25 protein-coding genes, 1 tRNA gene and 1 pseudogene are annotated in these 23,477 nt (G+C 49.7%); 9 read left to right on the top strand and 18 right to left on the bottom strand.

Annotated elements, in window-relative coordinates:
- Nucleotides 1-44: 44 nt before the first annotated feature.
- From IPG41_04435 to IPG41_04425, 3 genes are read left to right on the top strand one after another with little or no spacing between them, the layout of a single operon-like run.
- Nucleotides 45-1,319, top strand: coding sequence for a UDP-N-acetylmuramoyl-tripeptide--D-alanyl-D-alanine ligase (locus IPG41_04435; protein ID QQR54422.1), 1,275 nt, complete (start codon nt 45-47; stop codon nt 1,317-1,319).
- Between the two features lie 16 nt (nt 1,320-1,335).
- Nucleotides 1,336-2,217 carry an AAA family ATPase gene (locus IPG41_04430; GenBank protein ID QQR54421.1) on the top strand — a complete coding sequence of 294 codons (882 nt, stop codon included), beginning with the start codon at nt 1,336-1,338 and terminating at the stop codon, nt 2,215-2,217.
- Between the two features lie 23 nt (nt 2,218-2,240).
- Nucleotides 2,241-3,026: a tetratricopeptide repeat protein gene (locus IPG41_04425; GenBank protein ID QQR54420.1), complete on the top strand. Its 786-nt coding sequence runs from the start codon at nt 2,241-2,243 to the stop codon at nt 3,024-3,026.
- On the opposite strand, the gene IPG41_04420 is transcribed toward IPG41_04425, so the two are convergent.
- From IPG41_04420 to IPG41_04400, 5 genes are all read right to left on the bottom strand, one after another.
- Nucleotides 3,001-4,857 (bottom strand): VanW family protein, encoded by a 1,857-nt coding sequence (locus tag IPG41_04420; protein QQR54419.1) that lies wholly within the window; start codon nt 4,855-4,857, stop codon nt 3,001-3,003. The two genes, IPG41_04425 and IPG41_04420, sit on opposite strands and share 26 nt — an antisense overlap.
- A gap of 6 nt (nt 4,858-4,863) precedes the next feature.
- On the bottom strand, nt 4,864-5,169 hold the full coding sequence (locus IPG41_04415; GenBank protein ID QQR54418.1) for a YtxH domain-containing protein: 306 nt from the start codon (nt 5,167-5,169) through the stop codon (nt 4,864-4,866).
- Between the two features lie 23 nt (nt 5,170-5,192).
- Nucleotides 5,193-6,740, bottom strand: coding sequence for an HDIG domain-containing protein (locus IPG41_04410; protein QQR54417.1), 1,548 nt, complete (start codon nt 6,738-6,740; stop codon nt 5,193-5,195).
- A 61-nt stretch (nt 6,741-6,801) separates the two neighbouring features.
- A complete protein-coding gene (locus IPG41_04405) occupies nt 6,802-7,233 on the bottom strand; it encodes a hypothetical protein (GenBank protein ID QQR54416.1) in 432 nt (143 codons plus the stop codon).
- Nucleotides 7,234-7,355: 122 nt separating this feature from the next.
- Nucleotides 7,356-8,192: an IS30 family transposase gene (locus tag IPG41_04400; GenBank protein QQR54415.1), complete on the bottom strand. Its 837-nt coding sequence runs from the start codon at nt 8,190-8,192 to the stop codon at nt 7,356-7,358.
- 206 nt (nt 8,193-8,398) lie between these two features.
- On the opposite strand from IPG41_04400, the gene IPG41_04395 reads away from it, so the two are divergent.
- Nucleotides 8,399-8,815 carry a hypothetical protein gene (locus tag IPG41_04395; GenBank protein QQR54414.1) on the top strand — a complete coding sequence of 139 codons (417 nt, stop codon included), beginning with the start codon at nt 8,399-8,401 and terminating at the stop codon, nt 8,813-8,815.
- Nucleotides 8,816-9,108: 293 nt separating this feature from the next.
- Nucleotides 9,109-9,780, top strand: coding sequence for a hypothetical protein (locus IPG41_04390; GenBank protein QQR54413.1), 672 nt, complete (start codon nt 9,109-9,111; stop codon nt 9,778-9,780).
- On the opposite strand, the gene IPG41_04385 is transcribed toward IPG41_04390, so the two are convergent.
- The 5 genes and pseudogenes from IPG41_04385 to IPG41_04365 all read right to left on the bottom strand — a co-directional run bounded on the left by IPG41_04385 (nt 9,764) and on the right by IPG41_04365 (nt 14,617).
- Nucleotides 9,764-10,897 carry a cysteine desulfurase gene (locus IPG41_04385; protein QQR55656.1) on the bottom strand — a complete coding sequence of 378 codons (1,134 nt, stop codon included), beginning with the start codon at nt 10,895-10,897 and terminating at the stop codon, nt 9,764-9,766. The two genes, IPG41_04390 and IPG41_04385, sit on opposite strands and share 17 nt — an antisense overlap.
- An 8-nt stretch (nt 10,898-10,905) precedes the next feature.
- Nucleotides 10,906-11,223 carry an HPF/RaiA family ribosome-associated protein gene (locus IPG41_04380; GenBank protein QQR54412.1) on the bottom strand — a complete coding sequence of 106 codons (318 nt, stop codon included), beginning with the start codon at nt 11,221-11,223 and terminating at the stop codon, nt 10,906-10,908.
- A gap of 27 nt (nt 11,224-11,250) precedes the next feature.
- Nucleotides 11,251-11,742 (bottom strand): annotated as a pseudogene (locus IPG41_04375) (cob(I)yrinic acid a,c-diamide adenosyltransferase).
- A gap of 206 nt (nt 11,743-11,948) precedes the next feature.
- Complete coding sequence (locus IPG41_04370) at nt 11,949-12,797, bottom strand: hypothetical protein (GenBank protein ID QQR54411.1); 849 nt, start codon at nt 12,795-12,797, stop codon at nt 11,949-11,951.
- A 68-nt stretch (nt 12,798-12,865) separates the two neighbouring features.
- Nucleotides 12,866-14,617, bottom strand: a complete 1,752-nt coding sequence (locus tag IPG41_04365; GenBank protein ID QQR54410.1) for a hypothetical protein — start codon at nt 14,615-14,617, stop codon at nt 12,866-12,868.
- Between the two features lie 90 nt (nt 14,618-14,707).
- Between IPG41_04365 and IPG41_04360 the strand changes: the two genes are divergently transcribed.
- A complete protein-coding gene (locus IPG41_04360) occupies nt 14,708-15,115 on the top strand; it encodes a hypothetical protein (protein QQR54409.1) in 408 nt (135 codons plus the stop codon).
- Here the strand turns inward: IPG41_04360 and IPG41_04355 are convergent.
- The 4 genes from IPG41_04355 to IPG41_04340 form a co-directional block, all read right to left on the bottom strand.
- Nucleotides 15,108-15,539, bottom strand: a complete 432-nt coding sequence (locus IPG41_04355) for an FHA domain-containing protein (protein QQR54408.1) — start codon at nt 15,537-15,539, stop codon at nt 15,108-15,110. The two genes, IPG41_04360 and IPG41_04355, sit on opposite strands and share 8 nt — an antisense overlap.
- A 122-nt stretch (nt 15,540-15,661) precedes the next feature.
- On the bottom strand, nt 15,662-16,090 hold the full coding sequence (gene tnpA / locus IPG41_04350) for an IS200/IS605 family transposase (GenBank protein QQR54407.1): 429 nt from the start codon (nt 16,088-16,090) through the stop codon (nt 15,662-15,664).
- A gap of 280 nt (nt 16,091-16,370) precedes the next feature.
- Nucleotides 16,371-17,363, bottom strand: coding sequence for a hypothetical protein (locus IPG41_04345; GenBank protein QQR54406.1), 993 nt, complete (start codon nt 17,361-17,363; stop codon nt 16,371-16,373).
- A gap of 161 nt (nt 17,364-17,524) precedes the next feature.
- The gene (locus tag IPG41_04340) at nt 17,525-18,337 is read right to left on the bottom strand and encodes a hypothetical protein (GenBank protein ID QQR54405.1); all 813 of its coding nucleotides are present in this window, start codon (nt 18,335-18,337) and stop codon (nt 17,525-17,527) included.
- Between the two features lie 45 nt (nt 18,338-18,382).
- On the opposite strand from IPG41_04340, the gene IPG41_04335 reads away from it, so the two are divergent.
- Both IPG41_04335 and IPG41_04330 read left to right on the top strand, forming a co-directional pair.
- Nucleotides 18,383-18,898 carry a calcium-binding protein gene (locus tag IPG41_04335; protein ID QQR54404.1) on the top strand — a complete coding sequence of 172 codons (516 nt, stop codon included), beginning with the start codon at nt 18,383-18,385 and terminating at the stop codon, nt 18,896-18,898.
- Nucleotides 18,895-19,806: an FAD:protein FMN transferase gene (locus IPG41_04330; protein QQR54403.1), complete on the top strand. Its 912-nt coding sequence runs from the start codon at nt 18,895-18,897 to the stop codon at nt 19,804-19,806. The genes IPG41_04335 and IPG41_04330 overlap by 4 nt, the downstream gene beginning before the upstream one ends.
- Here IPG41_04330 and IPG41_04325 read toward each other — a convergent pair.
- Nucleotides 19,792-20,616 carry a hypothetical protein gene (locus IPG41_04325; protein QQR54402.1) on the bottom strand — a complete coding sequence of 275 codons (825 nt, stop codon included), beginning with the start codon at nt 20,614-20,616 and terminating at the stop codon, nt 19,792-19,794. The two genes, IPG41_04330 and IPG41_04325, sit on opposite strands and share 15 nt — an antisense overlap.
- 135 nt (nt 20,617-20,751) lie before the next feature.
- On the opposite strand from IPG41_04325, the gene IPG41_04320 reads away from it, so the two are divergent.
- Nucleotides 20,752-21,702, top strand: a complete 951-nt coding sequence (locus IPG41_04320) for a hypothetical protein (GenBank protein ID QQR54401.1) — start codon at nt 20,752-20,754, stop codon at nt 21,700-21,702.
- Nucleotides 21,703-21,862: 160 nt separating this feature from the next.
- On the opposite strand, the gene IPG41_04315 is transcribed toward IPG41_04320, so the two are convergent.
- The 3 genes from IPG41_04315 to IPG41_04305 form a co-directional block, all read right to left on the bottom strand.
- Complete coding sequence (locus tag IPG41_04315; GenBank protein QQR54400.1) at nt 21,863-22,225, bottom strand: type II toxin-antitoxin system VapC family toxin; 363 nt, start codon at nt 22,223-22,225, stop codon at nt 21,863-21,865.
- A 170-nt stretch (nt 22,226-22,395) separates the two neighbouring features.
- Nucleotides 22,396-22,472 (bottom strand) — tRNA-Asp (locus IPG41_04310).
- Between the two features lie 597 nt (nt 22,473-23,069).
- Entirely contained in the window at nt 23,070-23,429 is a 360-nt protein-coding gene (locus IPG41_04305) for a hypothetical protein (protein ID QQR54399.1), read from the bottom strand.
- Nucleotides 23,430-23,477 lie beyond the last annotated feature (48 nt).

Below are 23,477 nucleotides of genomic sequence, written 5' to 3'. Positions count from 1 at the left end.
GTACAAGCCTTCCCTTTTTTGAGATAGCCTTTACACTCAGGTTTATGAAAGCCACTTTTAAGCGCTGGGCCTTAGACTTTCTTCGCTCCCTTGCCAAGCGGAGGTTGCGAGCCATTCGTCCTCTCATTGTGGGGGTGACGGGGAGCGTGGGGAAAACGGGGGCAAAAGACGCGATTGCAGATGTGCTGGGGCGGCGTTTCAGTGTGCGTCGCAGTGAAAAAAATTTGAATTCGGAATTTGGCACCGTGCTCACGATTTTGGGCCTCAAGACAGGCTATTCCTCCACAACAGCCTGGATTTCTATTTTTTGGAAGGCGATTTGGGAAGCCTTTAAAAAACCGGAAAAATACCAGATGCTGGTGCTAGAAATGGGCGTGGATAAACCTGGGGATATGGATGAAATTTTGAAAGTTTTCACTCCCAACATCATGGTGTTTTTGAACGTAAAGAACGTGCATGTGGGGGCGGGGCAGTTTGCCAATCGTCAGGCGGTGTATGAAGAAAAATCCAAAGCGGTGGTGGCGGTGCCCCCAGGTGGATGGGTGATTTTGAATCACGATGATTCTTTTGTGCGGCAACTGGAGGGACATTTGCCGGCTCATACCATCACGATTGGAACAGAAGAAGGGGCCGATTTGTGCGCCAAAGATATTGAAATGAGCACCGAGGGACTCATGTTCACGCTGTCTTATGATCAACGTGACCTTTTTGTGAGGATGCCCCATGTGCTGGGTAAGGCTCACATCACTTTGGTGTTGGCAGCGGTGGCGGTGGGTTTTGTGAACGGCATGCCGTGGAAGGCTATTCAAAAAGCCTTGGAGGAGTACCGCTTGCCCCCCGGACGCATGAACCGCATTGAGGGTAAAAATGGAGCGCTGATTTTGGACAGTTCTTACAACGCTTCTCCAGACACCATGGAAGCGGGGCTTGAGATTTTGAGTCTTTTCCACGGGCGCAAAATTGCGGCCCTGGGCACCATGAATGAGCTGGGTGAGTTGGCCGTGAGTGAGCATATTAAGGTTGGGAAATTGGCGGCGGAACAGGCAGACATGCTGCTCGCCGTAGGCGAGCACGCGAGCGCGCTCGCGGAAGGCGCGCAACGCGCCGGCATGTCTGCGTCCATGATTCATGTCTTCAATACATCCAAAGAAGCGGGCCAGTTTTTGAGCAAAATTTTGGACAAGCACGACACGGTGCTCGCCAAAGGCTCGCAAAACCGTGTGCGCATGGAACACTTGGTCAAAATGTGCATGAAACATCCTGAAGAAGCGCGAGAACTTTTGGTGCGCCAGGACGCTTACTGGAGCCGTCGACCTTAATCTTTCTCGATTTTGTATGAATTTTCCTTTGCTGGGACATCAGCGTATTCTCGAACATTTGAAAAGCGAAGCGGCAAGTGGGCGCTTGCATCATGCGCATTTGTTTTTGGGCCCTGAACATGTGGGCAAGACCAAAATGGCGCTCACTTTAGCAGTGCATTTGCAAGGAGCAGACGAGCATGGGGTGGCTAAAAAACAGCTTTTGGAAGGCCTCGATGCGGACACCCTTTTGTTCCTGGATGCTGGGGAGGGAATGGGCATTGAAGCCGTGCGAGGACTCATTGAACGCAGCAATCAAGGACATCTAAAACCTTACCTGGTGGTGGTGATCGAAAACTTAGCCCGCCTGAGGCCCGAAGCCAGCACGGCTCTTTTAAAAACTTTGGAAGAACCTCATCCTGGCCTTTTATTTTTGCTCACGGCGCATCAAGAAGAAGACGTGCTTCCCACTTTGCGTTCTCGTGCTCAAGTGCATGTTTTTCAAAGCCTGCCCGATGAGGAAATGACTCCACTTTTGGAAGGAAATCCGCTTGCGGAACGTTTGTTGTTTTTTGCCATGGGTCGGCCCGGAAAATTGATCCGCCTTATGGAAGACCCTGCCTATTTGGAAATTCATGAAACGGTGCTGCGCGATTTGGATGTTTTTTTGGAACGGCCCACGGTGGCGGCTGCGTTTGCCCTCACGCGCAAATATGAATCCAGCGACTTTCTGCCCGAGTTTTTGGACGTGCTTTTGCGCCACTGTCGCACTTGGCTTTTTAAGGGGCCTCCCCAAGCCCTGGCTCACGTGCAAGTGACGGACGTGCTGGATGCCCTAGAAGATGCTAAACTGGCGCTAAGAAACAATGTCAATTCCAAGCTTTTGCTGGATCAGCTGCTTCTCATGTTCGTCCCTTAATTTTGTCCCTTAATTGATTTCTCATGCTTGCTCTCTTTCTTCTTCTTTTCTCAGGATTCGCCCTCTCGCTCATGTTTTTGCGTCGCCTGCGGCTGACTCAACAAGATCTTAAATTTCAAGAAAAATTGCTCAGTGAGGAACGCGGTGAAACGGCCAGTGAAGCCCTAGAAGATTTCCCTTTGGATAGCGCTGAAGCCCCTTTGGAACATTTATCTGAAGCCAGTATGGCCACGGCTCCTAAACCTGAACTGCCTCGTTTGGAGGGAGGGGTGCGTAAGGCTTTTTTACGCGCGGATGTTTTTTTTGGACGCAATCAGTTGGATGAAGCGGAACCGCTCTTTTTGGCGATTTTAGCGGAAGAGCCCACTCACTTGGACGCTCATCACAAATTGGGGCTTTTGTACCTCAAACGCGGCGATTTTCCTTCTGCAGAACTTTATTTCTCCAAGCTGGTGAATTTGAAACAAGATCCAGTTTATTTCAGCAATTTAGGCATCGCTCTGTATCAACAACAGCGCCTGGTGGAAGCAGCGGAGGCTTATGAAAATGCCATCGCCTTGGACGAGCGCCGTGCGGAGCGTTTGCAAAGTCTGGCTCAGGTTTATTTCGAGCTTGGCGAGGATGAAAAAGCGTTGCATTATTTTGAACGCGCTGCGCGCCGTAAGCCCAAAGATGAAACGCTCAAACTGATTTTGGCCGACTATTATGAGCGGATGGGGGATGTGGAACGCGCCAAAAAAATGCTCGAAGAGTTGTTGGACATGGATCCCTACAATGAAGAGATTAAGAGTCGGTGGGCGAGATTGTGAGCTCCGCGCCTTCCGCTCCCTCCGCTGAGCCTTCCCAATATTTGGCCGGGCGAGCTTCGTAAACAGAATGGATGAGTTCCCTCACTCCACTGGCTTCGGCGGCGTAGGGGCTTAGGTAAAGGGGCTGGCCGTTTTCATCGAGGCCGGGTTCGGTGACCGGGTAGACGACGGTGCGGTACCAATCGGTAGTGAAGCCGGTGTGGCTGTATTCTTTGAGTTCACGCTCGCCGGGGGCCAGTTTGTCGGTGTAGGTGGTTTGAGGGCCCACGGTGTTGTAATTGTAGGAATAAGGGCCTTCCATGGTCACGGTGCGAGCATCGTAAGTCCCATAAAACACATAATAGGCCGCATTGCCTTCGGTGTAAGCCTGCACGAGCAGGGCTCCGGCGGTGTCATTGACGAATTTAAGGTCGGGAGCTGGGTCGTAGACGGTGGCATCGAGGCCATAGCCAAAGGGCCGCGCATAGTAAGAAACGGCATAAGAATGGTTGCGCCGCGCCGTGATGGGCAAGCCACTGTAAAGGGCTGCGCGGAACAGGGTGGAGGAAATTTGGCAAAGCCCTCCTCCGTATTCAGGGATGGTTTCGTCCCCTTTGATCACGAGTTCCGGAAGAAAACCGTGGCCTGCATCCACTGGGCTCAGATGTCCCATGAATGAAAATTCCGCTCCTTGATCAATGAGGACGCCGTTGAACTGAGCAATACCGGTTTTGATGTTGTGGATGCGGTTGTAAGGAGACCCGCTGAAATCGGAGTAACCAAGGCCCACTAGGCCCGTGACACCTTTTTCGGTAAGAGAAGGGGGCACCGTGACAGAGGGGTCTACCGTAGTGATGGGCAAGGTGAGGGGGGTGTCGAGAGGCTCTGTTATCAGTTTTTCGAGGACTTGTTTGTGGAGGGCAAGTTTGTCCAATTCTTTTCCAAAACGCGCGCTGCCTTCAAAACTGTAAGTGCCGTCTGCATTTTCAGTGATCACGACGCTGGAGGGCTCTTCTTCCACCTCGGGCACCAGCACGGTTTCGGCATAAGTGATGAAGCCGTTTTGATCCAAAGTCCAGGTGGGCTCGGGGCTCGCTTTGCCGCTGGGAATCATGAGGTAGAGATGGCTTTGGAAATCCAGTTCCCAAGTGTTGCCAAATTCATCTTGAAAAGTGAGGCTTTTTTGAGCCAATTCTTCTGCGGCAGGGAGCAGGGCTTGCAAATCTGCTTCGGTGATTTCAGGCGAGCTGCTGCGTAGAGTCAAAGTGAAACTTTCAGGAGGCTGAGGGCTTTTGAAACTGCTTTTTAGCATCGCAATGAGTGGCTCTTTTTCGATGCCATAGCCTATTTGTCCGGCCTGGATTTGTACGGATCCATCCCATATGAAAACTGCATTTTTATTGCCTTGTTCGATGCCCGTTTGAGCCAAGGTTAAATGGAGTTGCTCCTCGTTCAAGAGCAGCGGCAGCTCCAGTTTTTGGCCGAAAAGATAAGTGCTTGTTTTTTTAAGTAGACTGGCGGAACTCATGAAATCCTTGAGTTCGGGTGCGAGGACTGTCCAATCCACCGAAACCCCCAAGGCTGCCAGGGTGAGAGGCACTTGGCCCCGTTCGGACTGCAGCTCAATGGGTTGATTCAACCCTTGATGGACCCAGGCTTCTGTTGCCGTTTGCAGAGCTGCAAAGGTAGTGAACTGGCTTTCGGGCAAAGCTTCAACGCTGGTTTTTTGCGCAAAAACACTTTCGGGCAGTTGATTCACTTGGTAGAACAAAACACAAACCGCTAGGGCTAGAAGGGCCACTGTCGTCAGGGCGGCGGCGAGTCGATAGGGAAAATGCTTTTTTTTCTTCATGAGGGGTTACTCTTGAGTTTCTTTTGGGAAAACTTCCATTTCATCGGGCAGTTCTTTCATTTCGTTGACGGAAGCCGTCTTTTTCTTGCCACGAAACAGTCTTCGTAAGAGAACTTTGAATAAACGAAAGAATCCGACCCCGGTCTCTTTGGCTACACCTCCCACGTCTTTGGACTTTTCCTTAATGAAATCACGCGTTTCTTTACCTGTTTTAGGGGCCAAAGTCAGGCTCACTGCAGAACCGACAGCCGTTCCAATGAGGGCTCCCATCACGATTTTGTCTAGGGTTGATTTCTTTTTTTCGTCGGTCATAAAAAGGCTTGTTTTAGCGGTTTTTATCGTTTGAATTGGGGTTTTTCTCGTGCATAGTCTACCGACTTTGTGGTGCGGATCAAGTTCACTTTAATGACCCCTGGAAAGGCGATTTCGTCTTGAATCTTTCCAGCGACCTGTTCGGCAAGCCCCTCCATGCTCTCATCTTGGATGCGACTGGTGTCCACAATGAGGCGCAATTCGCGACCTGCAGACATGGCAAAGACCTTGTTCACTCCTTCGAAAGAAAGGGCGGCTTGTTCGAGGGCTTGGATGCGTTCGAAGTAATTGGTCACCGATTCTTGGCGCGCGCCGGGACGACCGCCAGAGATGGCATCCACGGCTTTCACCAAAAAATCTTCGGGGGACTCGCAAGGCACTTTGTCGTGGTGGGCAAAGGCCGCGTGCACAATGATGGGATCGAAACCGTGCTTGTCTAAAATTTCGCGTGAAAGATCGTCGTGAGCCCCGCCCACGTCGTGGTCGATGGCTTTCCCGATGTCATGGAAGAAAGCCCCTTGCATGGCCAAAGAAGGATCTTGGAGCCCGATCAGTTCAGCGAGCATGCGAGCGGCAAAGCCCATTTCGTTGGAGTGGCCCGTAACGTTTTGCCCGTAACTCGTGCGGTAGTAAAGACGCCCGGTGTAGTTGACCATTTCGGGGTCCATTTTTTTGGGGTCCAGGCCCATGAGGCGGATGGATTCTTCCCCTTTTTTGTCACAGAGCGCCATCATTTCGGCGTTGGCTTCGTCCACAGTGGTTTTGATCATTTCATGGTCGATTTTTCCGGTTTTTTTGGCACGGACTTGCAATTTCTCAATGGCGCGTTTGGCAATATTGCGGCGGAAAAGGTTCACTCCTCCCACGTGCAAGACATCGGGTGCGCCATGGTTGAAGATGAGGGAAACGGGCAAAAGGCTTTCAAAATACAGCACGTTGCTGCCGTTTTTCCCGATGAGCAGGCCTTTGAATTTATCGTCTTTGATGGTGATTGAGGTGTTGTTTTTATCCACGGAACTTTCCACCCCCAGGCGTTGAATCACTACCTGCAAAAGAGCCTTGGCATGGCGAGGGGCGTCTTCTTGCAACTCATCCAAAGCGACTTTATTGCGCACATCCGCGTTTTCGGTGATGAGTTTTTCTAGGTTCTTTTTAGAATTTTCCAGGGTCTCTTCACGGCTGAGTTTGGCTTGTTTGCTGAGCAGCTCAATGCGCTGATTCAGAGTTTGTTTTTCTTGGGTGTGCAGGGCTTCGACTTCGGTTTTTAGGGCGCTCACTTGATCTTGATGGGTTTTGTTGCGCTCTTCGCGGCGCTTTAAAATTTCTTCTTTTTGCGCGAGGGTCGCCTCCATTTTGCTTAGGATTTCCTCGGCATCCTTTTCTTCGCGCTCCATGGCACGGCGGATGCGTTCAATGGCTTCTTTGGAATCGTGATGGATCTGTTTGGCCTCGATTTCGGCTTTTTTCAGAGCCTCGTTTGGATCTGCCTTCTCGAGATTTTCACCGCGCGTGAACAGGAAAACCGTGCCCACCGAAAGGGCAAGGCCGACCATGAGAGCTAAAAGATTCAAAAACATGAACTTTATTAAGTGGAGTCAGTTTAGAGGCTAAGTCGAAAAAAGGGAAGCGCGTTTAGGCTGCAAGCGGCAGAGCGGGTGGGATGTCGTCAGGGTTGCGCAAACCAGTGGCGTAATGGAAGTAGTCTGGAAAATACAAGGGGACGAGCGAAAGCAATCCCTGCTGAGGGTTGAAGGGGTAAGCCTCTAGGGGGATGGCCAACCCCTCGTTGCCCCATGCAATCCACCCTTCTAAAAGTTGTGTTTCTGACTTTTTGATGGCAGTGGTTATTTTATGGGCAGCGGGTAAATGGGAGGCGAGTTGTTTTTCAAAGTCTAGCGACTCGCATCTTTTTAGAAAGCCGTAAAAAGCAGTTCTGTCTATGGAATTTTCCAGGGCTTGGAGCTCACTTCGGCAGGTATTTCGGAATTGACCTACCAGGGTTTGATGGGCTTCCAGCTCTGATCCTAAGGCGAATGTGGGATATTCTGGCCCGTATTCGTTCATGCGTATATTTTATAACATTTTTGCCACTCACGTCAAAGGCCTTGCCTGCCGCTTCTTCTGTGGTATAATTAGGCCTTATATCTTGTTGGCACTGGACGGGCTGAATCCGAACACTTAATGGATTAGGATTTTTTGAGTTTTGTGATTTCGCGGTGCACCAAAAGAGCTTCTTTTGGGGTGAGATAATTCAAACACTTGAGCGGTCTACGATTGAGTTTTTCTTCAAGCCTTTGAATGAAAGCTTTACTGTATTTTGAAATATCACTGCCTTTAGGAATATCTTTCCGAATGATTTTATTCGTGTTTTCCACTGTGCCCTTTTCCCATGAATGATAAGGGTGGCAAAAGTAGATTTTAATGCCCAGCAGCTTCTCCAATTCCTTGTGTTTCTGGAAGAGAATATCATTGTCCGTAGTCATGCTTTGAAGCTCTGGAAAACGTTTTTGGATTCGCAAAAAAGCCTCATGAACTTCTTCAATCGTCACTGGGAAGATCTTTTCAAGAAATGAAACTCTTAGTTTCCTGTCCACAGCAACCAAAAGTGAACCCTTTCCCGTTTTCCCTGAAACTATGAAATCTCCTTCAATGTCTCCCACATCTTCTCTCATTTCTATTCTGTTAGGACGCTCATTTATGAACGTTCTGTCCGAAAGTTTTGAAAGTACTTTGGGCCTCTTTCTTCGATGTTTTGTTTTCTGCTCACGTTCATACTCCAAAGCTCTTCCATAGGGGCTTTTTAGGAAGCGATAAATACTGTCTTTGGAGGCAAAAGGAAGAGCTCCCTCTTGGCATTTGAGTCTCCCAGAAATAGCGGCTGGAGAAATATCATCTCTTAGTTTTTCTTCTACGAAATCTCTCAATTTCTTGTTCATTGCAACTTTCTTCCCTTGAAAGCGAGCGGAGCGCCTTCGTACATAGCTTTTCTGCTGTGCTTTCTTCGGGTTATAGCTGCCATTCACTTCATTACGTTTGAGTTCATCTGAAACAGTTGAAACACTTCTCTTCAGACTTTTAGCGATAGCTCTGAGCGAATATCCTTTCCCCTTCAGTATGAATATTTCATCCCTCTCACTTTTGGAAAGCTGTGAGAACTTCTTAGCGTTTTTTTCATGAACTCATCTTACCAAGTGTTCGGATTCAAATGAGAATCTAGGGTTTTCTTCTTATGGCTGATACTCATGAAGAACAATCAGGCGTTGCGGAGGAGCAAGGTCATGGTGAAAAAGTTTCACCTGATAATAATGCGGAGATGGAGAGGAAGAAGGCGGAGGTTGAGGCGCTTTTGGACCGTCAGAGAGATGAATTACTTCAGCTTTTGAGTGGATTCGGAGTTGATGCAAGGGTGCTGAGAACGGCAGATTTGTTTCAGGCTTCACTGCGCGGTATATTATCCGGTATATTTGAGGGCGAACCTGATCGAGAGAGTGCTGAATATCTCCACGGTGAGAGAAAAAGTGCTATTCTAAGTCGTGCTGAGCGCGTTGCCAGACAAAGGCAGAGAGAGGCAGAGCGACCCCCTCCATCTGAGTATATGCGCGTCCGCATGGCGGCAGAGGAGGCAAAAAGCGCCCCTCAAGAGTAGTGGGACTTTATGGTACTAATGGACTGCTCGTAGCCCAGTGCCATTTCGGAAACAGCGTTTCGGGGTAAACTCCCATCTCATTATTATGGTGCAAAGATAAAGCGCAAAAGACCCTTTTACGGGAAGAAGCCTTGACTCCTGTGTTTAGTATTGTATTATATCCGACTCGGGCATACGGGCACTGGACGGGCTGAGCTGCACTTGTACTATACATTATGACATTGAGATTGAGTTCGTCTGAAAAAGATTGGGTCGAAACACAAGTTCTGAGGGGGTTCCAACTCTCAGAATCTGTGAACTCTGTTCTCCTTGGTAAAAAAGGCGTGCCTCCCATGCCCAAACAGGATCACGCCATTCGTTCGGCTCAAGCAGCACTCACAAGGGACCGGGTGAGTTTTATGATTGAGGCGGAAAACTTCGATTATCAGACTAAACTGATGTGGCCACGTGACAGGATAGATCTTTTAAAGGCCTTGTTGGGTGTAGGTGGAGCAAAAAGGCAGAGCGAAGACCCTTTTTTGAGTATCGATCTTAATGTTAAAAACCGACTCATAAATGGCAAGCCTGGCGTCCCTACCCCCACATGGTATTGGGATTTATATCAAAGAAGCCCACAAAGCGGGGATAAGCCCGAGTTGGACTTGCAAACTCGGTGCACGGAATTTTTACGTAGTTTACCCATTGATATGAGGGGCACAGATCTGTGGACCTGGGCAACCCGTCTGGCAACGAAGCTCTACACTCTTCCCCCGAATGTGCAACCTAATGGTTCATCTGCGCAGGCCATCACTATTCTAAACGAGGAAGGGTTCTTTCTGCACGATGGGGGGGCTTGGTACGTCGGAGGTGCTTTCCATTCTTCTGTTGATGAACCTCATGTGACTTTGCGGGGCTACGATTCTAAACGAAAGTTAAATTCGGGACAATTGCTTGCGGCCATTCATGGACCTATATCACTTTTTTAAGGATTGCGGTCGCTTTTTTGATTTCAGAAGGAGTGGTGAAGCGCCCGAGCGTCAGGCGAAGGGACGCGAGGGCGCTTTGTTTGTCTTGGCCCATGGCCAGCAGCACGTGCGATGCTTCGGTTTTGCCAGAGGAACAGGCCGAGCCGCTGGAGGCGGCGAGGCCTTCGAGGTCCAGGCGCATCACAAGGGTTTCACCCGTCACTCCGGACACCTGTACGTTGAGGCTGTTTTGAATACGACGTTCCAGCGATCCATTCACTTTCACTCCGGGGATTTTGAGCAGTGCTTTTTGAAGTGTATCGCGGAGTTTCCCTAGACGAGCTGCTTCCTTTTTGCTGTCTTTTAAAACCAGCTCCAAAGCTTTAGCGAAGCCTACAATCAAAGCTGTGTTTTCGGTTCCTCCTCGCATGCGAAATTCCTGACCTCCGCCGTGGATGAGGGGCATTATTTTTACTCCTTCTCGCACGTATAAAAGTCCAATTCCTTTGGGGCCGTAGATTTTGGATCCATTGAGAGAAAGCAAGTCCACGCCCAAATGATCCACATTGATGTCTGTGAAGCCGGGTGCCTGACACGCATCCGTGTGCATGAGGATGCCCCGTTCGCGCGCGAGTTTGGCGATTTTCCTCACAGGCTGAAGCGTGCCGACTTCATTGTTCACCAGCATGACACTGATGAGAATCGTATCTGGGCGAAGAGCGGCTTCAATGGCTTTGGGGTGGATGAGACCTTCGGCATCGGGAGGCACTTCGCTCAGTTCAAAACCGAAATTGTCATGAAGGAAGCGAGCGGATTCGAGTACAGCCGGGTGCTCGATGGCAGAGACAATAAGGTGGCCAGGCCGGTTTTTGGATTTTTGCCTTGCAAAGGCGGCGCCGAAAAGGGCGGCATTGCAAGATTCTGTTCCGCTGCCAGTGAAAAGGATTTCGTGCACAGAAAAGGCGCCCAGCAGTTGCACGCATTTGAGGCGCGCGTCGTCGATGGCACGGCGCGCGCCTTGTCCAAATTGATGAATGGAGGAAGGGTTTCCAAATTCTTCCTTAAAATAGGGTTGCATGACCTTCAATACCCTCGGATCCAAGGGGGTGGCCGCAGCATAGTCCAAATAAATAGGCATTTTTACCGTCATTCGCGGGCCAATTTTTTAAAGTGTTTGATCAACTGTTGTTCCAGTTTTTCGGTCGCAAAATCCACGCTTTCGGTGATGCTGTGTTTGACCTCACTGGCATTGAGCCGTGCACGAGGCAATTCGAACACGTATTCAAATTCAAAAGCCGTGTGCTTGTCGTGTTTTTGCATGTTGGCGTGCACAATCACTTCATCTTCATCGGGATGGTGAGCATCCAAAAGGGGCCTTAAGTTTTCCAGTTTTTTTTCGAGATAGGTTTCGAATTGTGCCTTTTCAGGCTCCGTTAAATTTTTGATGCGTTTTTGGACTCGCATAGAAACTGGGTTAAAGGATTCTTAAGCTTAGCACTTCCAAAGCACTTCCGAAATGCCTTCTTTAAAATTGATGTGCCTCGCTCTTGTGAACAGATAATCCGAAAGCCGGTTTACGTAGGGCACAGCGTTTTTGGGTAGAGGGTCCAACAGGGTGAGGAGCCGTTCGGCGCGGCGACAAACGGTGCGGGCCTGGTGGAGGCGAATGGCATCGGGGTGCCCACCGGGAAGAATGAAATTCTGCAGCGAGGGAAGAGTCGCTTCTATGGCGTAAAGTTCTTTTTCGAGCGCTTGAAGTTCATCCATTAAAAAAGCGTCGCCTTGTGTTTTTTTGAGATTGGCAAGGGCGGCCCCGAGTGTGAATAGTGCGCATTGAATGTGCTCGAGCCCCAAACCCGCGAGCTGGGCGTTGAGTTAATCCAAGGTGCCCACGGCTTCTATGCGTGGATGGGACTTGGTTACGCGTTCGCCGCTGTAGAGGCTGGTCTGCCCCTGGTCTCCGGTTTTGGTGACGATGCTCATGCTTTTATTTTATGTGTTTTTATTTTACATGCCATGCACGTGCCAAGCCATTCGTGTTCACGGTTTTCCACTTGAAAGTTTGGGAACCGTGGATGAGCGTGTTTTTCGTGAATGAACTCTTTTAAGTTCTTGCAGTTTTTGCAGATGGCAAAACTGTGACAAGAGTTTTTTGCTTTTCTGGACCTCCCGAGGACCGCCGACCTCAGTCATTCAAAATAATCGAAGGTGAACTCTGTTGTGGTGCCCTCCCTGCGGTTGGTGATCACGGCGCGGTCTGTCGCGCCATCCTGGTCAAAAGTCGTGGAGTCGGTGCCATAGAGGTAGCGGTCTTCAGCGGTACGGCCCAGGTACCAGTCGCGCGGGTGGGCAAAAAACATGTCTACGGTGAGGTCGCGGGTGTGTGCTTCGTTCAGGCCAAGTGAAGCGAGGCTGCGTGAGCAAGCAAAAACGTGAGTGGTGTTTTCAAAAGTGTCCACGCCGATGTCGTAGGAGGGGTTCGTGTTCATCATGTTGGTCAGCACCGCATTTTTGGCCACCAAGAAACGCAGCAGAATTTCGGCGGCGACGGGGCTGTCCACTTCGAGCTTACGGGCATCGTCGATGACACGGGCTCTCAGCACATCCATGGAGTAAAGGTCGTGCACATGGGCGATGCCGCCGGGCAAATAATGTGAAAAATCGATGCTAAAAATAAAGAGCGTCGAATCGGGCACGTGGGCGGTTTCGATGGTTTGCAACTGTTCAACAAAAGCCAGGATTTCAGCTTCGGAGGTGGCGGTTTGAACTCTAAAGCCTTCCACAGTCGCGTCTGGGAAATACTCGGCGGCGTAGTCACGATGGACAGTAAAACCGTGTTCTCGTTCATCGGGAGTGGAGATCGACGTGGCTCCGTAGCCAAAATGGTCTGGACTGACAATGACGAGGTGCTTCCAGTCTTGCTTGGCCAGCGAGTTGTACATCGCTTCAATGTAGTCCTTCACCAGCAGGTGGTGGGGCAGCAAAACGATGCCGTTGCCAAGTTCAGGGGGATTGCCGCATCCAGGGAAAAGGTCCACCTTGGGCGAAGAGCCCTCCTTAGAAAGGGAGGGCCCTGTGCAAGCGCAAATCAGCGCCGTGAGTAGGATTAGTACAAGCTTCCTCCCCATTCGACGACGGTGAATCCATAACGAGCTGCGGGCTTATAGACGGGCATGTCGAGTCCGGCTGCTTCAGCGCCGCGGTAGTACATGAAGAGGCGTATCACTTGGTCTGGAGCCGGCGTCACAGTGAGCGGAGCGATTTGGTCCATGGCAGCGTTGCCCACGAAGGCGAATTCAATGTACGGCTGCTCCTCTGCTTCGAGTAGAGGCTGCCAAAATTCCATGAAGTCCGCCGTTTCTTGCTCATTCAGGCCCATATTTTTGAGGGCTTGGGGGAGGCGGGTGGCCACGTCGTTTTTCGCGAGGGTCCAGGTGGTGCCAGCGTCTATCGTCTCAGAAGAATTTCCTTCCCAGAAGAGGTAGGGATAGTTCAAGCGGTCTGCCAGGTTGGTGAGGAGTCCGTTTGGGCGAGCAAGCACGGTCCAACCTTTTTTACCGTAAGTAGGAATGGTTTTGGTGAATTCATCAATGCCCACTTGCACGTTCACAAGGGTGTCCTTTTGAGGGTAAAGATAAATGACGGGTTTGCCGCATTCGGCTGCGGGGGCGTACTGCGAGTTGTTCACGAGCACGTATTCGCCATTGTCCAATTTGAGGAGGAAGCTGTCGTTGCCGGCAAGATAGTCTTCAATGGTGGCTTCCATTTCGCTAGGGTTTTCGAGATCGTAGGCCTGGGCCATGAGATAGTTGTCGAAAGTGGCATAGAGACGCCAATCCAAGCTAGGATTGTTGCTGAGCTCGGGGCGCGGTCCCACAGAGGTTGGCAAGTACACGGGCCGCCCATTCAAGGTTCCCACTTCTTGCAAACGCGCCTCTTCATCGGCTGTCAATTCAAAAGTTAAAAGACAGGCAGAAAGTAGCCCGCAGCCTCCGGCAGAAAGAGAGAAGGATTTATCCTGTGATGCACCCTTTGTATCTGTGAAAGTCAGTTCTTGAGCCAGGATGGAGCCAGGATCGTAATTGCCTTCCTTGTCGTAACCCACAAAATCATCGGGCATTAAAGAGTAGCGCGCAAGGACGCCGTCGGGGGCCATCCCATAAATGCATCCTGCAGACTTATAGTAAGTCTGAAAACTCGTATCTTTAAAATAGCTGAGCTTTTCCAGGCCTTCCAGGCTGGGGATGGTGGAGTCTTCCGGGAAGCGGTCCGCACTTAGACGAGCGTGGGCATCCAGGAGCACTACACTGTCCTTTTCGTAGGCTTCAAGCTGTTTGGGCACTTCAAGTTCAGGGATGCGGATTGTTTTATCACTGAAGTCCGTTGGGCCTCCCAACCACCAAGTACCCCCCACTTCTGTGGAGTAGGGGACGAGCAATGTCCAGGTGTCCGATGCCTCGTCTACGGCATAACGGAAGAAGACGCCACTGCAAGGCCCTTCACAGTCTTGTTGCACGAGCACGAGGCTTTGGCCGGCGTAGGGTGTTTCTTCTCTAAAGGTTCCGGTCTTCCATGCGTGGAGGTAGAGCTTCATATGCTCGGGGTAACTGCCCGCTCCTTCTGTCCAATGGTCGGGGGCCGCGTTTTCATAATAGGCACGGTTTCCTTCCACCATTTCAGGCACGGAAAGCGTTTCGGCCACTTCCAAAAAGTCGATGGTTTGGGAGTAGCGGTTTTCATTTTCTTGGGTTTCGATGACTTCGTTTTCGTTGGAACTTTGGGGTTCAGTGACGGGCGCGGGGGTGTTGCAGGCTGCGAGACTCAGCAGGGCCAGCCCGGCAAGAAAGTGTTTTTTCATGGTTTTTGATTAAGTCAATGTGAGTATACATAACTGGGCCTGGAAATGTTAGAATTTTTTGCTAAGCTCAGCGGGCTTTTAATCATTTTTATGGCAGCATCAGCAACTTTTCAGGAACAAATCGCGATTCTTAACGAAAAACTCGCCGAGCTCAAAGAGCTCAAGAGTCTCATGAAGGACATTGAGGATGACATTCCGATGGAACTGGAGGATCTTCTTTTGAGCCTCAAAGATTTGAAAAAACAAGTGAAGGAACGTAAGGAGGAACATCTTAAAAAAATCATAGAAGACAGTGTGGAGTACAACGAATATCGCGAACGCGTGCAAATGGCTAAAGAAGCAATGGCAGAGGCCAAGCTCAAACTCTTCACCGAAGCGGCCAATCAAAGTCGCGAGCACGGAGATTTGGACCAAACGGTAGTGGTGGAAGGAGCGCCTTTCCGTCTGCAAACTCAAAAAGAGGTGGCGGTGTATTTAAATGGGAAGGTGCTTAAGTGAGGGTGACCCACTTTGCTACTGTACCATTTGTACTTCCTAGGTCTGTCACTCGTAAACTTCCATCTTCAAAGGCTTGGAGGCTGAAGTGTTTTTCGGAAGCCGCCATTGCAGTGTCGTTGAAAGGTAGGCCCCCTGAATCTACGTTTGGACGCCCCAAAGGGGTGAGTGTGCTGCTAATGTTTCGTTCACTATTTAGAGGTGAAACCCATACCCATACCCCTTCTCTGCGAATCACATGGCCCAAGGGTACTTCCTTAGGTACGGTACGGTCTTCTTGATCCCCTGGTTCCCTTGGAAATCGCAAACTTGACCTTATAGAGAGTATGACTTTTTCTACCGTAGGGGGAACTATGCATTCGCCTCCTCTTGTTAAAACCCTCTCATTGGTTACTTCTGTAATCGTTCCGCCTTTTGCGGGTTTCATTTTCAACTTGATAAAATAGGTTTAAACTATGCGCTAAAATATGATTTGTGTCAAGTCCAAGCGGATCGTAATTCCCCATTGTAGGGAATGAACCTCCCCGAGCTTACGCTCGGGGTTTCAGCCTAGTTCAAGCTGCGCTTGGCCCGCATCTTCTTCGCCCTGTTGTTGGATATACTTTCGAATGACCTCCTCGTTAATCCCAACTGTGGAGGCAAAGTAACCTGCCGACCAAATACTTCTCGTCCCCAGTACACTTTTCTAAGAAACGGAAACTTTATGTTCAACTCACGAGCTGTGTTGGCTTTTATTATTCTCACCACCTCTCCCACTGCTATTTGTGGAGGTATGGAAATTAAAATATGTACATGGTCTAAATCCGTGTTTACCTCTTTCACCACCAGTTCCGGATAGTACTTCGGAATATCCTTCATCACTTCCTGCAGAAAAGCCAACACACCTTCGTTGAATATCTTCCGACGGTATTTGGTCGGCCAAACTAAGTGATAGTCACAGATGAAAACTGCGTGTGAGCTTTTTCGTAGCTTCTTCATGCCTCCACTTTACACCACCACGAAGATGCGGGCACCCACTACATCCCTCGGGCTTACGCCCGGGGAACTACGTCAGTTGATTAGAGAAAATTCAAAAATATAGTCAATCACTGCGTCTGTGCACTTGGTAGTGCTAAAGTAGAAATGGCTTATCCAAGGCATAAATTGACGTTAAATCTTTGCGCGCGCAAAGATGAGCAATTCCTGCGGATCCTATGAAAAAAAAGGTGAGATGGACCCTTAAATGGATTCACCTCACCCTTTCTTTTGTGGATTCAGATTAGAGACTCAAGAGACCCAGCTCGGTTCTACAAGTGTTTAAACTTGCTTCTTCGTAGGACATGCTTCCTTCTCCATCGCTTTCTGCGAGCAGACAAAGGTGGTCGTAGTTGTCTTCTTCATTTCCTTCAACGACGTAGCCGTTGTCATCCTCTCCTTCATTTTTGGCATCCACATGCACCGTGAGCAAGTTGTATCCTTCAACGAGCATAAGATCTTCTGTGTAAACCACAAAGCGTTTGCTGCCGTAAGCACTTAAGAAGGCTCTGCTACGAGCGTCCAATACACCACTGATGCCGTTGTCTTGCCCCCATGCATAGTTCCAAAGCACGCCAGGGTTTTCGCTTCCAGCCGTTTCAAGATTTCGCACGTAAATGCGTGTGCGGGCGTTGCTGATGTTGTACTCACCGGTCAAGTCGTCGTCGGTGGTGTTGCTAACCGTGAAGCGGATAGCGTTGTTGTGACGTCGATATTCGAAATCACTCGCTACCAGGTTAGGGTATCTTTGTACACTAGGGAAAATGTAGTAGACAAGATCTGTCTCTTCAATTCCATTGATGCGGAGCATGTATTCAGCTTCTTGCGTCACTTGATGAGACAAGCCGCTGGCATAGTTGTTTTCTTCAGTGGTCATGAGGGTGGAACTTGTTACCAAGGTCTCGGTGCTCCCGTCCCAGATTATAAGATCCACGGTGAGTCCGGGGCTTGCTATAAATTCTCCGTTGTTAAGGGCCTCGGCCTCGTATGCATCCGCCCAAAGATCAATCGTTGCATACATGGGTAGGGTACCGAGGCTATAATAGTCCGTATTGGGGGCACACGCTGTTCCAAAGACGAAGCCTTCTCCAGGGTAAGCTGTTTCGGGCGTATAGTTTTCATAGCCGTCCTCCACACAGTTTTCTGTGGCAAAACTTTGAGGAGCTGGATAAAAGACTCCCGTCACTGCCATTACGGCGAGGAGGAGAGGGGTCAAGCTGCGTTTGAACTTTGACATAAATAAAAAAGTGTTAAGGATACTGCAGGGCTTTAGAATAGATGACTTCCTGTATTTGTCAAGAGCGATTGCTCCTCAGGGCTGTTCCCCTCTTTTTTACAGGTTAAAATTCCTCCCCGGGGAGGAATTTACAGATTAGATTTTGCAAAATCAGTGGCAGTTCAGGCAGGATCCGTCGGCTTCCAACGCAAAGTGGCGTTCCCCAAATTAGCCGCAACGAGGGCGAAGAGTTCGGGGTAGGGTGCATGGACGAGGAGCAGCACATGGATAAGCGCTGCGGCGACGGCTCCATAAAGCAGCTGGTGGCTGGGCCTAAAAGGAGAGGTCTTGGGCTCTATCAACATCACGGTGGCGTAGAAATAAATCATGGAGTCGGTGAATACGAATTGTACGCTTTCTAAGCCTTGCCCCCGCAAAAGCAGGCCCACAAAGTAAACGGCAAAAAAGCTGAGCACCGCTGTCCACCGCCTCCAGGAAGGCACTCCAAAAATGAGCCACGGCAGCAGGAGCAAAAGCGACAATGGGATTTGTACAGGGCCAAGATCGAGCAGCCAAAAAGAGGCGCCCCACCATGAGACGAAGGGGCGATCCAAACCTGGAACAAAGGCCAGGACGAGGGCCGCAAGCAAGAGGCTGGCAGCCGCAGGATTGACGATGGGCGAACCTTTGTATTCCACAAAAAATTTGATGCTGACGGCCAAGAACGTCGCTGTGAGCGGATAGATGAGATCCGTCCAGGTGACCCCGTAATGCAAAATCAAAAACAGGATGAGTCCAGTAATGAGCGTGTTCCACGCATTTTTATGTTTGTTGGGAAGAAACCAGGTGTAAGCGCTGTACAGCAAAAGACTGAATCCCACCGTGCTGAGCAAGTGAAGGGCCACTTGACCGGAGGCGTTGTAGCCAAAGGCAAAGGCTGAAAGTAAAACGAGAAACGCAGCGCCGCGTTTGATGGGATCAAGCTTGATGAGCATAATGGAGAGTGTATAGTGGCGTCGCACGTCATATTAACTCTATTTATGCAAAAAACCATCCACTTCGCTTTGTTTTTGTTCATTGTGACCGGACTTTTGTTCACCGGATGCGCATCCGAACCTGTAAAAACTGGGGAAATGCAAGGTTCTTTAGAAGACAGTTTTGAGGGAACTGGAAAAGTGGAAGACGATTCTGGAAAGGTGGAGGCGACTGAACAGGTTGAAGAAGCTGAAAAAAAGGCGCCCGTGGAAGAGGAGAGCGCTTATGAAGACGGCACTTACACTGAAGTTGGAGCCTATACCAGCCCGGCCGGTCAAGAGTCTGTTTCTGTAACTTTAGTGCTTAAAGAAGGTCTTGTGCAAAGTGTTTCTATTGGCAATTTGGCCACCAATGAAGCGAGCATACGGTTTCAAGGTTTGTTTGCCGATGGCATCTCTTCTCTTGTAGTAGGGAAGCCCATCGACAGTTTGGGTGCCATTGGGGCAGTGAATGGATCGTCTCTCACCCCCATGGGATTCAATGCAGCGGTGGAAGCGATTCGTGCTGAAGCGAGCGCATGAAGCGTTTCACTTTTGAGGAACGGCATTTAGGCACACCCGTTGTTTTGCAGTTGGTGGTGGAAGAGGAGCAGCAAGTGGCTGCGGCGTTGGCGCGCTTTTGTTTTGAAGAATGTGCTCGCATTGAGGCTGCTTATTCCCGGTTTTTAAAAGGCAATGCGCTGGCTGCCTTGAATGCTCAAGTGGGCGAGTGGACTGTGGTGGAGGAAGAATTCTTTCGTTTGCTTGAATTCGGGGAGCGATTGCGGGCGCGCAGCGAAGGGGCTTTTGATCTTTCGGTGAAAAGCATTTTGGAGGCGTGGGGTTACGATGAAACGTATTCTTTTGTGGAAAAGGAGGCGAGCCGGGTGGGCCCCATGGAACTTCGTTCCGGCGAAAAGTTTGAGGTGCGCATTTCGATGCCGGTGGAATTGGGTGGCCTGGGCAAAGGTTATGCCATTGATCGCATGGTGAATGCTCTCAAAGGCGAATGTGGAGAGTTGGACATTTTGAAAGGGTTTTGCATCAATGCAGGCGGAGATTTATTTGTGCAAGGCAGCGATGAAAACGGCGAGCCATGGCGGATTTTGTTTGAACATCCCACGGATCTTAGCTTGGCGATTGGTGAGATGAGGGCGTACGGACCGCTCGCCTTGGCGGCGAGCAGCCCCAGCCGGCGGCAGTGGCGAAATGGCGAGCGGCATCATTTGGTGGACCCCCGCACGGGCGAGCCGGCGAGGAAAATGCTGGCGGTGTACACCCAGGCCGAGTCCGCGCTGATTGCCGATGCGTATTCGACGGCGCTCTTTGTTTTGGGCTTTGAAAAAGCCCGCCAGCTGGTACCGTCTTTGCCACTGGAAGCCATGCTTGTGGGCCCGCAAGGACAGCTGTGGCGCAGCGAGGGTTTTAAGGGCGAGTTATATTTGGAATAGGAATTTTTTATAAACCACCTGAATGGCTCCGGGTAAGACTTCGATGTTCAGTGTTTTGCTTTTAAAGACTTCTCCATCCAATTGAAAAGTGAGTTCGTTCGGCGTTTTTATGGAAATTTTTTTGCCTTTCCAGCTTCGCAAGCGGTTGAAGCGCCCCAGTGCAAAAAGATTGAGCATGCCGTCTTGGCCGCTGATGAGCATTTGGGGAAGCGGGGCCACGTTAATGACCATAATGCTTTTTGCCGTGATGTAAAAACGTTGCCCATCCACGGTGAGTTTATAAGGTTTGTTGCGATAAAAAAGGAAGGTTTTTAAAAAAGTCCCCAGGTAGGCTAAAAGCCCCCAACGCCGCTTGGCAGTGCGCTGTGTGTGTTGCATAAGAAAGGCGTCATAACCGCGGCCCGCTGCGATGAGTGCAATGTGCTTGCCGTTTATGCGCATCACATCCAAGGGTTTGCCGGGAGCGGTGAGCCCCTCTTGCAGCGCTTTTTTGATGTTGAGAAAGGGCAGGCCGAGGCTGCGCGCCAATAGATTGGCGCTGCCGAGTGACAGCACAACCAGAGGCGTTTTGAGCTTGTTTTGAATCATCCAAGTGACCACTTCGGCAATGGTTCCATCCCCGCCGCAGGCGATGATGCGATCGTATTTTTGGGAGCCGAGTGCAGAAAAATTTTGCCGTTTGACGGGCTGGGTTTCGAACCACGTGTGGCTGTAATTTTCTTGGAGCAAAACCTTGCGGAGGGTCGCGGGCACATCCCTCCACTTTTTGGAGCCGGAAACAGGATTATAAATGACAAGGGCGTGGCGCATGAAGGAGTGTAGCAAAAGGGACGAATGGCGTAAATTGTGAGGTGTTGAGGAGGGTGGTGTGGGGCGGACGAGTACAAAATGTTGACAGTTTGGGTTAAAAGGCGTACTTTACACCCCATTGTAGCCACCTGCATTATGCCCTCAGATCCAGATGTTCCTCCCTCAGCCGAAGGCGGTCCTAAAGCACCTCAGCTTCTACCTAAGCCAGCGCCTGCTGTGGCAAAGGTTACATCTGCTGTATATGGTGCCATTGAAAGTGCTACCGAGAGTGTGGAGGAGCGCTTGGAAAGGGTCCTTGCGGCGTTGAAGAAAGACTATGATGAGAATGGTATCGTTGTTGTGGAACTAGATTATTCAAAGTCAATAGATAAGGATTATGAGGCGGCTCTTCAGCAGAACCGGACGGCGGGTATCCCATGGGGTGGTGAGGGTGGAATGGAAGCTCGGTTGCGAGAATATCTGTTGGTAAATGATGCTGCCAAACTCAAGTTGGCTGAGGCGATGCCAGGTGGGCCTTTTTTGGTTGGAGTTTGGCCTGACGGGACCCCTGCTATTCGTCAAAGATCTTCAGAAATTATGAATGTGAGGTGGGAAAAGGACTGGCCTGATTCCAAGCTTTTTCAACTTGCTCACAATCAATATAATTCTCCTGAGATTACTGGAAAGCCGCTCCTCTTACCTCATGCAGAAGCCCTGCAGCTAGATTCGGGTACGTGGGCAAACCCTCATGAAATGGTCCAGGCAGCGGAAACAGCCGGTTATCGTATACGGTTCGCATACCAGAGAGCAGATCGGGATCATCCTACGCCACAAATGCCAGGCCCCGTTGCCGCCTATGAAGCCGTAAGCAGGGGGCGTTATGTTGATGCCGTTGAATGTACAGAGGGAAAGATAGGTGTAGCGGTGCTTGCAGCCCCTGGTGAGAACTTTACGCATATGAGTTTTTCGCGTGGTGTGAATGTTGTGTGCTTTTGGCCTACAATCGACTTGTCTCATCTTCCTAATGACGACCCGGCTAATACGCATATCGCCCAGGTCCTCAATAACGAGCGGAAAGTTTACATCGGCTTAATACTCTGGCTATAAGGAATCAGGCCTCAATCTGTGGTCACTCACCTGAAAATTGTTTCAGTAGAGGCTTCGAAAAATGCCTACATTCTCATACTCCCCATCAAGGAGTTTGCACAAGAACTGTGGGCGGGGATCTTCTTTTGGGATTTCTGATCCTATAGAGTTCATGCTCATTTCAGCAGAATAATTTCTGCATGTCCTTATCCGCTGTGATCAAAGGCACCTGATGAACAATAGAGCTTGCAGCAATCAATAAATCGGCCATATGAGGCTTGGACTGTTGGCGTTTAGTAAACAATCGTGCTGCGACTTCATAAACCACAGTATCTAATGGATAAACGATGAAAGCACTTAAAAAATCCTGAAATAAGTTGGATGGCAAACCGAACTTTTCCTTGTACAGGAAAAGTTCAAATTCCGTGATGGATGAAATAGCCCAGTTCCCATCTGCATAAGCCTGAACACCGCGTGTGTAGATGGGGTCTTTTGAGAGGAGACCCGAAAGTACATTGGTGTCTAAAAGGTAGGTTTTTCCCATAGTCGAGACTCGCCACCATAGTCTTTTCGAATGTCCTTTAGGGTAGAAGAGCCCATTGGCAATTGTTCTAAGGCTTGGAGGATGCGTACCGCGTTGCTTTTTGGCTTCTTTTTAAGATTTGTGTTCATACAGTGAAAGACACGAAGATGTTATAGGATTGTCTCCTAAAATGGCGGGATGAACGGGACTCGAACCCGCGACCTCTGCCGTGACAGGGCAGCGCTCTAACCAACTGAGCTACCATCCCATAAAGGGCTCTCCTGAGCGGAGCGGATGCACTTTAGCAAAAGCCTGTTTGAGGTGCAATAGCTTTATCGGGAGAGTGGTGAAGGGCGGCTTGGGTCATTCAGGGGCTCCTTTGGATCTCCCTCTACTTAACTATTACCCCCGTTCCCTTCAATTTTACCTCGAGTTTTGCCTTAAGTTCTGCTGACCTGGCTGCCCTTGCTTCAGGTGACTCCTCAGTGAGAGATGGTCTCTCATGGGGGTGATGCCTACGCTCGTTGGACCAACCTGTGTCCTCGGGGGTTTCGCTGGCCTGCCATCCCCCACGGCGATCGACTCTGTGCTCTTGGGGGGTATCGTCTGGTTTATCTGGCATATCGTATTTGTTAAAACAGAGCGTAAATATCTCATGCAGATCGCTTTCCTGCAAGCCCTTTGCTTACTTACGTTACACCTTAAAAGTATTCCCTTCAAAAAGGGCGCTCGCCTGCAAAGGATGCGCCAGGGAGTAATCACTCGTAGAAAAGTCTCAATGTCCTTGTCTTGAGCAATTGAATTCCCATGAATAGGGGTGTTTTTGAACCATTGTTGTCATGTGTTATACCAATTCCACAGCTTATCAATATTTTTCCTGAATCCAGGATTCTAGCATCTCTCTTATCTCAAAACGATCCTTCGAACGAAACGTCTTGAGCTCTTTCCATTTTTTGTTTTTTGTCCGATCCACATGAGCCAATAGCAGCTTATACTGTCCCTTTGGATCTGCTTCCGGATACCAACCCAAATCTATTAAGAAATGTTCCGGAGGAATAAGCCAAACTCCTTTTTCAAGGATCATAGACTGCAGTTGAAGCATATCTTCTCCAAATAACTCAAGATCCTCAGACGGTAGAGCACTATCATCTATCGATAGATCAAGAAATCGATTGTAACTCACCGCCCACCCACTCGGTATTTTCAAACTCATGAGCGTTTCCATAAAACAGCAGTTCGTATAGCAAAGATACTAGAGGTCATCTCAAAAAAA

The organism is Candidatus Peregrinibacteria bacterium, assembly GCA_016699145.1.
Lineage (GTDB): Bacteria > Patescibacteriota > Gracilibacteria > UBA1369 > 2-02-FULL-48-14.
The sequence above is the reverse complement of the archived record's forward strand: the minus strand, read 5'-3'. Positions and strand labels throughout refer to the sequence as shown.

Bases quoted from the DNA above. Each gene is read 5' to 3' on its own strand.
- tnpA (QQR54407.1), bottom strand. From the start codon at position 16,090: ATGAAGAAGCTACGAAAAAGCTCACACGCAGTTTTCATCTGTGACTAT.
- IPG41_04315 (QQR54400.1), bottom strand. From the start codon at position 22,225: ATGGGAAAAACCTACCTTTTAGACACCAATGTACTTTCGGGTCTCCTC.
- IPG41_04330 (QQR54403.1), top strand. From the start codon at position 18,895: ATGAAGCGTTTCACTTTTGAGGAACGGCATTTAGGCACACCCGTTGTT.
- IPG41_04340 (QQR54405.1), bottom strand. From the start codon at position 18,337: ATGCTCATCAAGCTTGATCCCATCAAACGCGGCGCTGCGTTTCTCGTT.
- IPG41_04345 (QQR54406.1), bottom strand. From the start codon at position 17,363: ATGTCAAAGTTCAAACGCAGCTTGACCCCTCTCCTCCTCGCCGTAATG.
- IPG41_04335 (QQR54404.1), top strand. From the start codon at position 18,383: ATGCAAAAAACCATCCACTTCGCTTTGTTTTTGTTCATTGTGACCGGA.
- IPG41_04425 (QQR54420.1), top strand. From the start codon at position 2,241: ATGCTTGCTCTCTTTCTTCTTCTTTTCTCAGGATTCGCCCTCTCGCTC.
- IPG41_04420 (QQR54419.1), bottom strand. From the start codon at position 4,857: ATGAAGAAAAAAAAGCATTTTCCCTATCGACTCGCCGCCGCCCTGACG.
- IPG41_04415 (QQR54418.1), bottom strand. From the start codon at position 5,169: ATGACCGACGAAAAAAAGAAATCAACCCTAGACAAAATCGTGATGGGA.
- IPG41_04360 (QQR54409.1), top strand. From the start codon at position 14,708: ATGGCAGCATCAGCAACTTTTCAGGAACAAATCGCGATTCTTAACGAA.
- IPG41_04395 (QQR54414.1), top strand. From the start codon at position 8,399: ATGGCTGATACTCATGAAGAACAATCAGGCGTTGCGGAGGAGCAAGGT.
- IPG41_04435 (QQR54422.1), top strand. From the start codon at position 45: ATGAAAGCCACTTTTAAGCGCTGGGCCTTAGACTTTCTTCGCTCCCTT.
- IPG41_04320 (QQR54401.1), top strand. From the start codon at position 20,752: ATGCCCTCAGATCCAGATGTTCCTCCCTCAGCCGAAGGCGGTCCTAAA.
- IPG41_04385 (QQR55656.1), bottom strand. From the start codon at position 10,897: ATGCCTATTTATTTGGACTATGCTGCGGCCACCCCCTTGGATCCGAGG.
- IPG41_04305 (QQR54399.1), bottom strand. From the start codon at position 23,429: ATGGAAACGCTCATGAGTTTGAAAATACCGAGTGGGTGGGCGGTGAGT.
- IPG41_04365 (QQR54410.1), bottom strand. From the start codon at position 14,617: ATGAAAAAACACTTTCTTGCCGGGCTGGCCCTGCTGAGTCTCGCAGCC.
- IPG41_04325 (QQR54402.1), bottom strand. From the start codon at position 20,616: ATGCGCCACGCCCTTGTCATTTATAATCCTGTTTCCGGCTCCAAAAAG.
- IPG41_04405 (QQR54416.1), bottom strand. From the start codon at position 7,233: ATGAACGAATACGGGCCAGAATATCCCACATTCGCCTTAGGATCAGAG.
- IPG41_04355 (QQR54408.1), bottom strand. From the start codon at position 15,539: ATGAAACCCGCAAAAGGCGGAACGATTACAGAAGTAACCAATGAGAGG.
- IPG41_04380 (QQR54412.1), bottom strand. From the start codon at position 11,223: ATGCGAGTCCAAAAACGCATCAAAAATTTAACGGAGCCTGAAAAGGCA.
- IPG41_04430 (QQR54421.1), top strand. From the start codon at position 1,336: ATGAATTTTCCTTTGCTGGGACATCAGCGTATTCTCGAACATTTGAAA.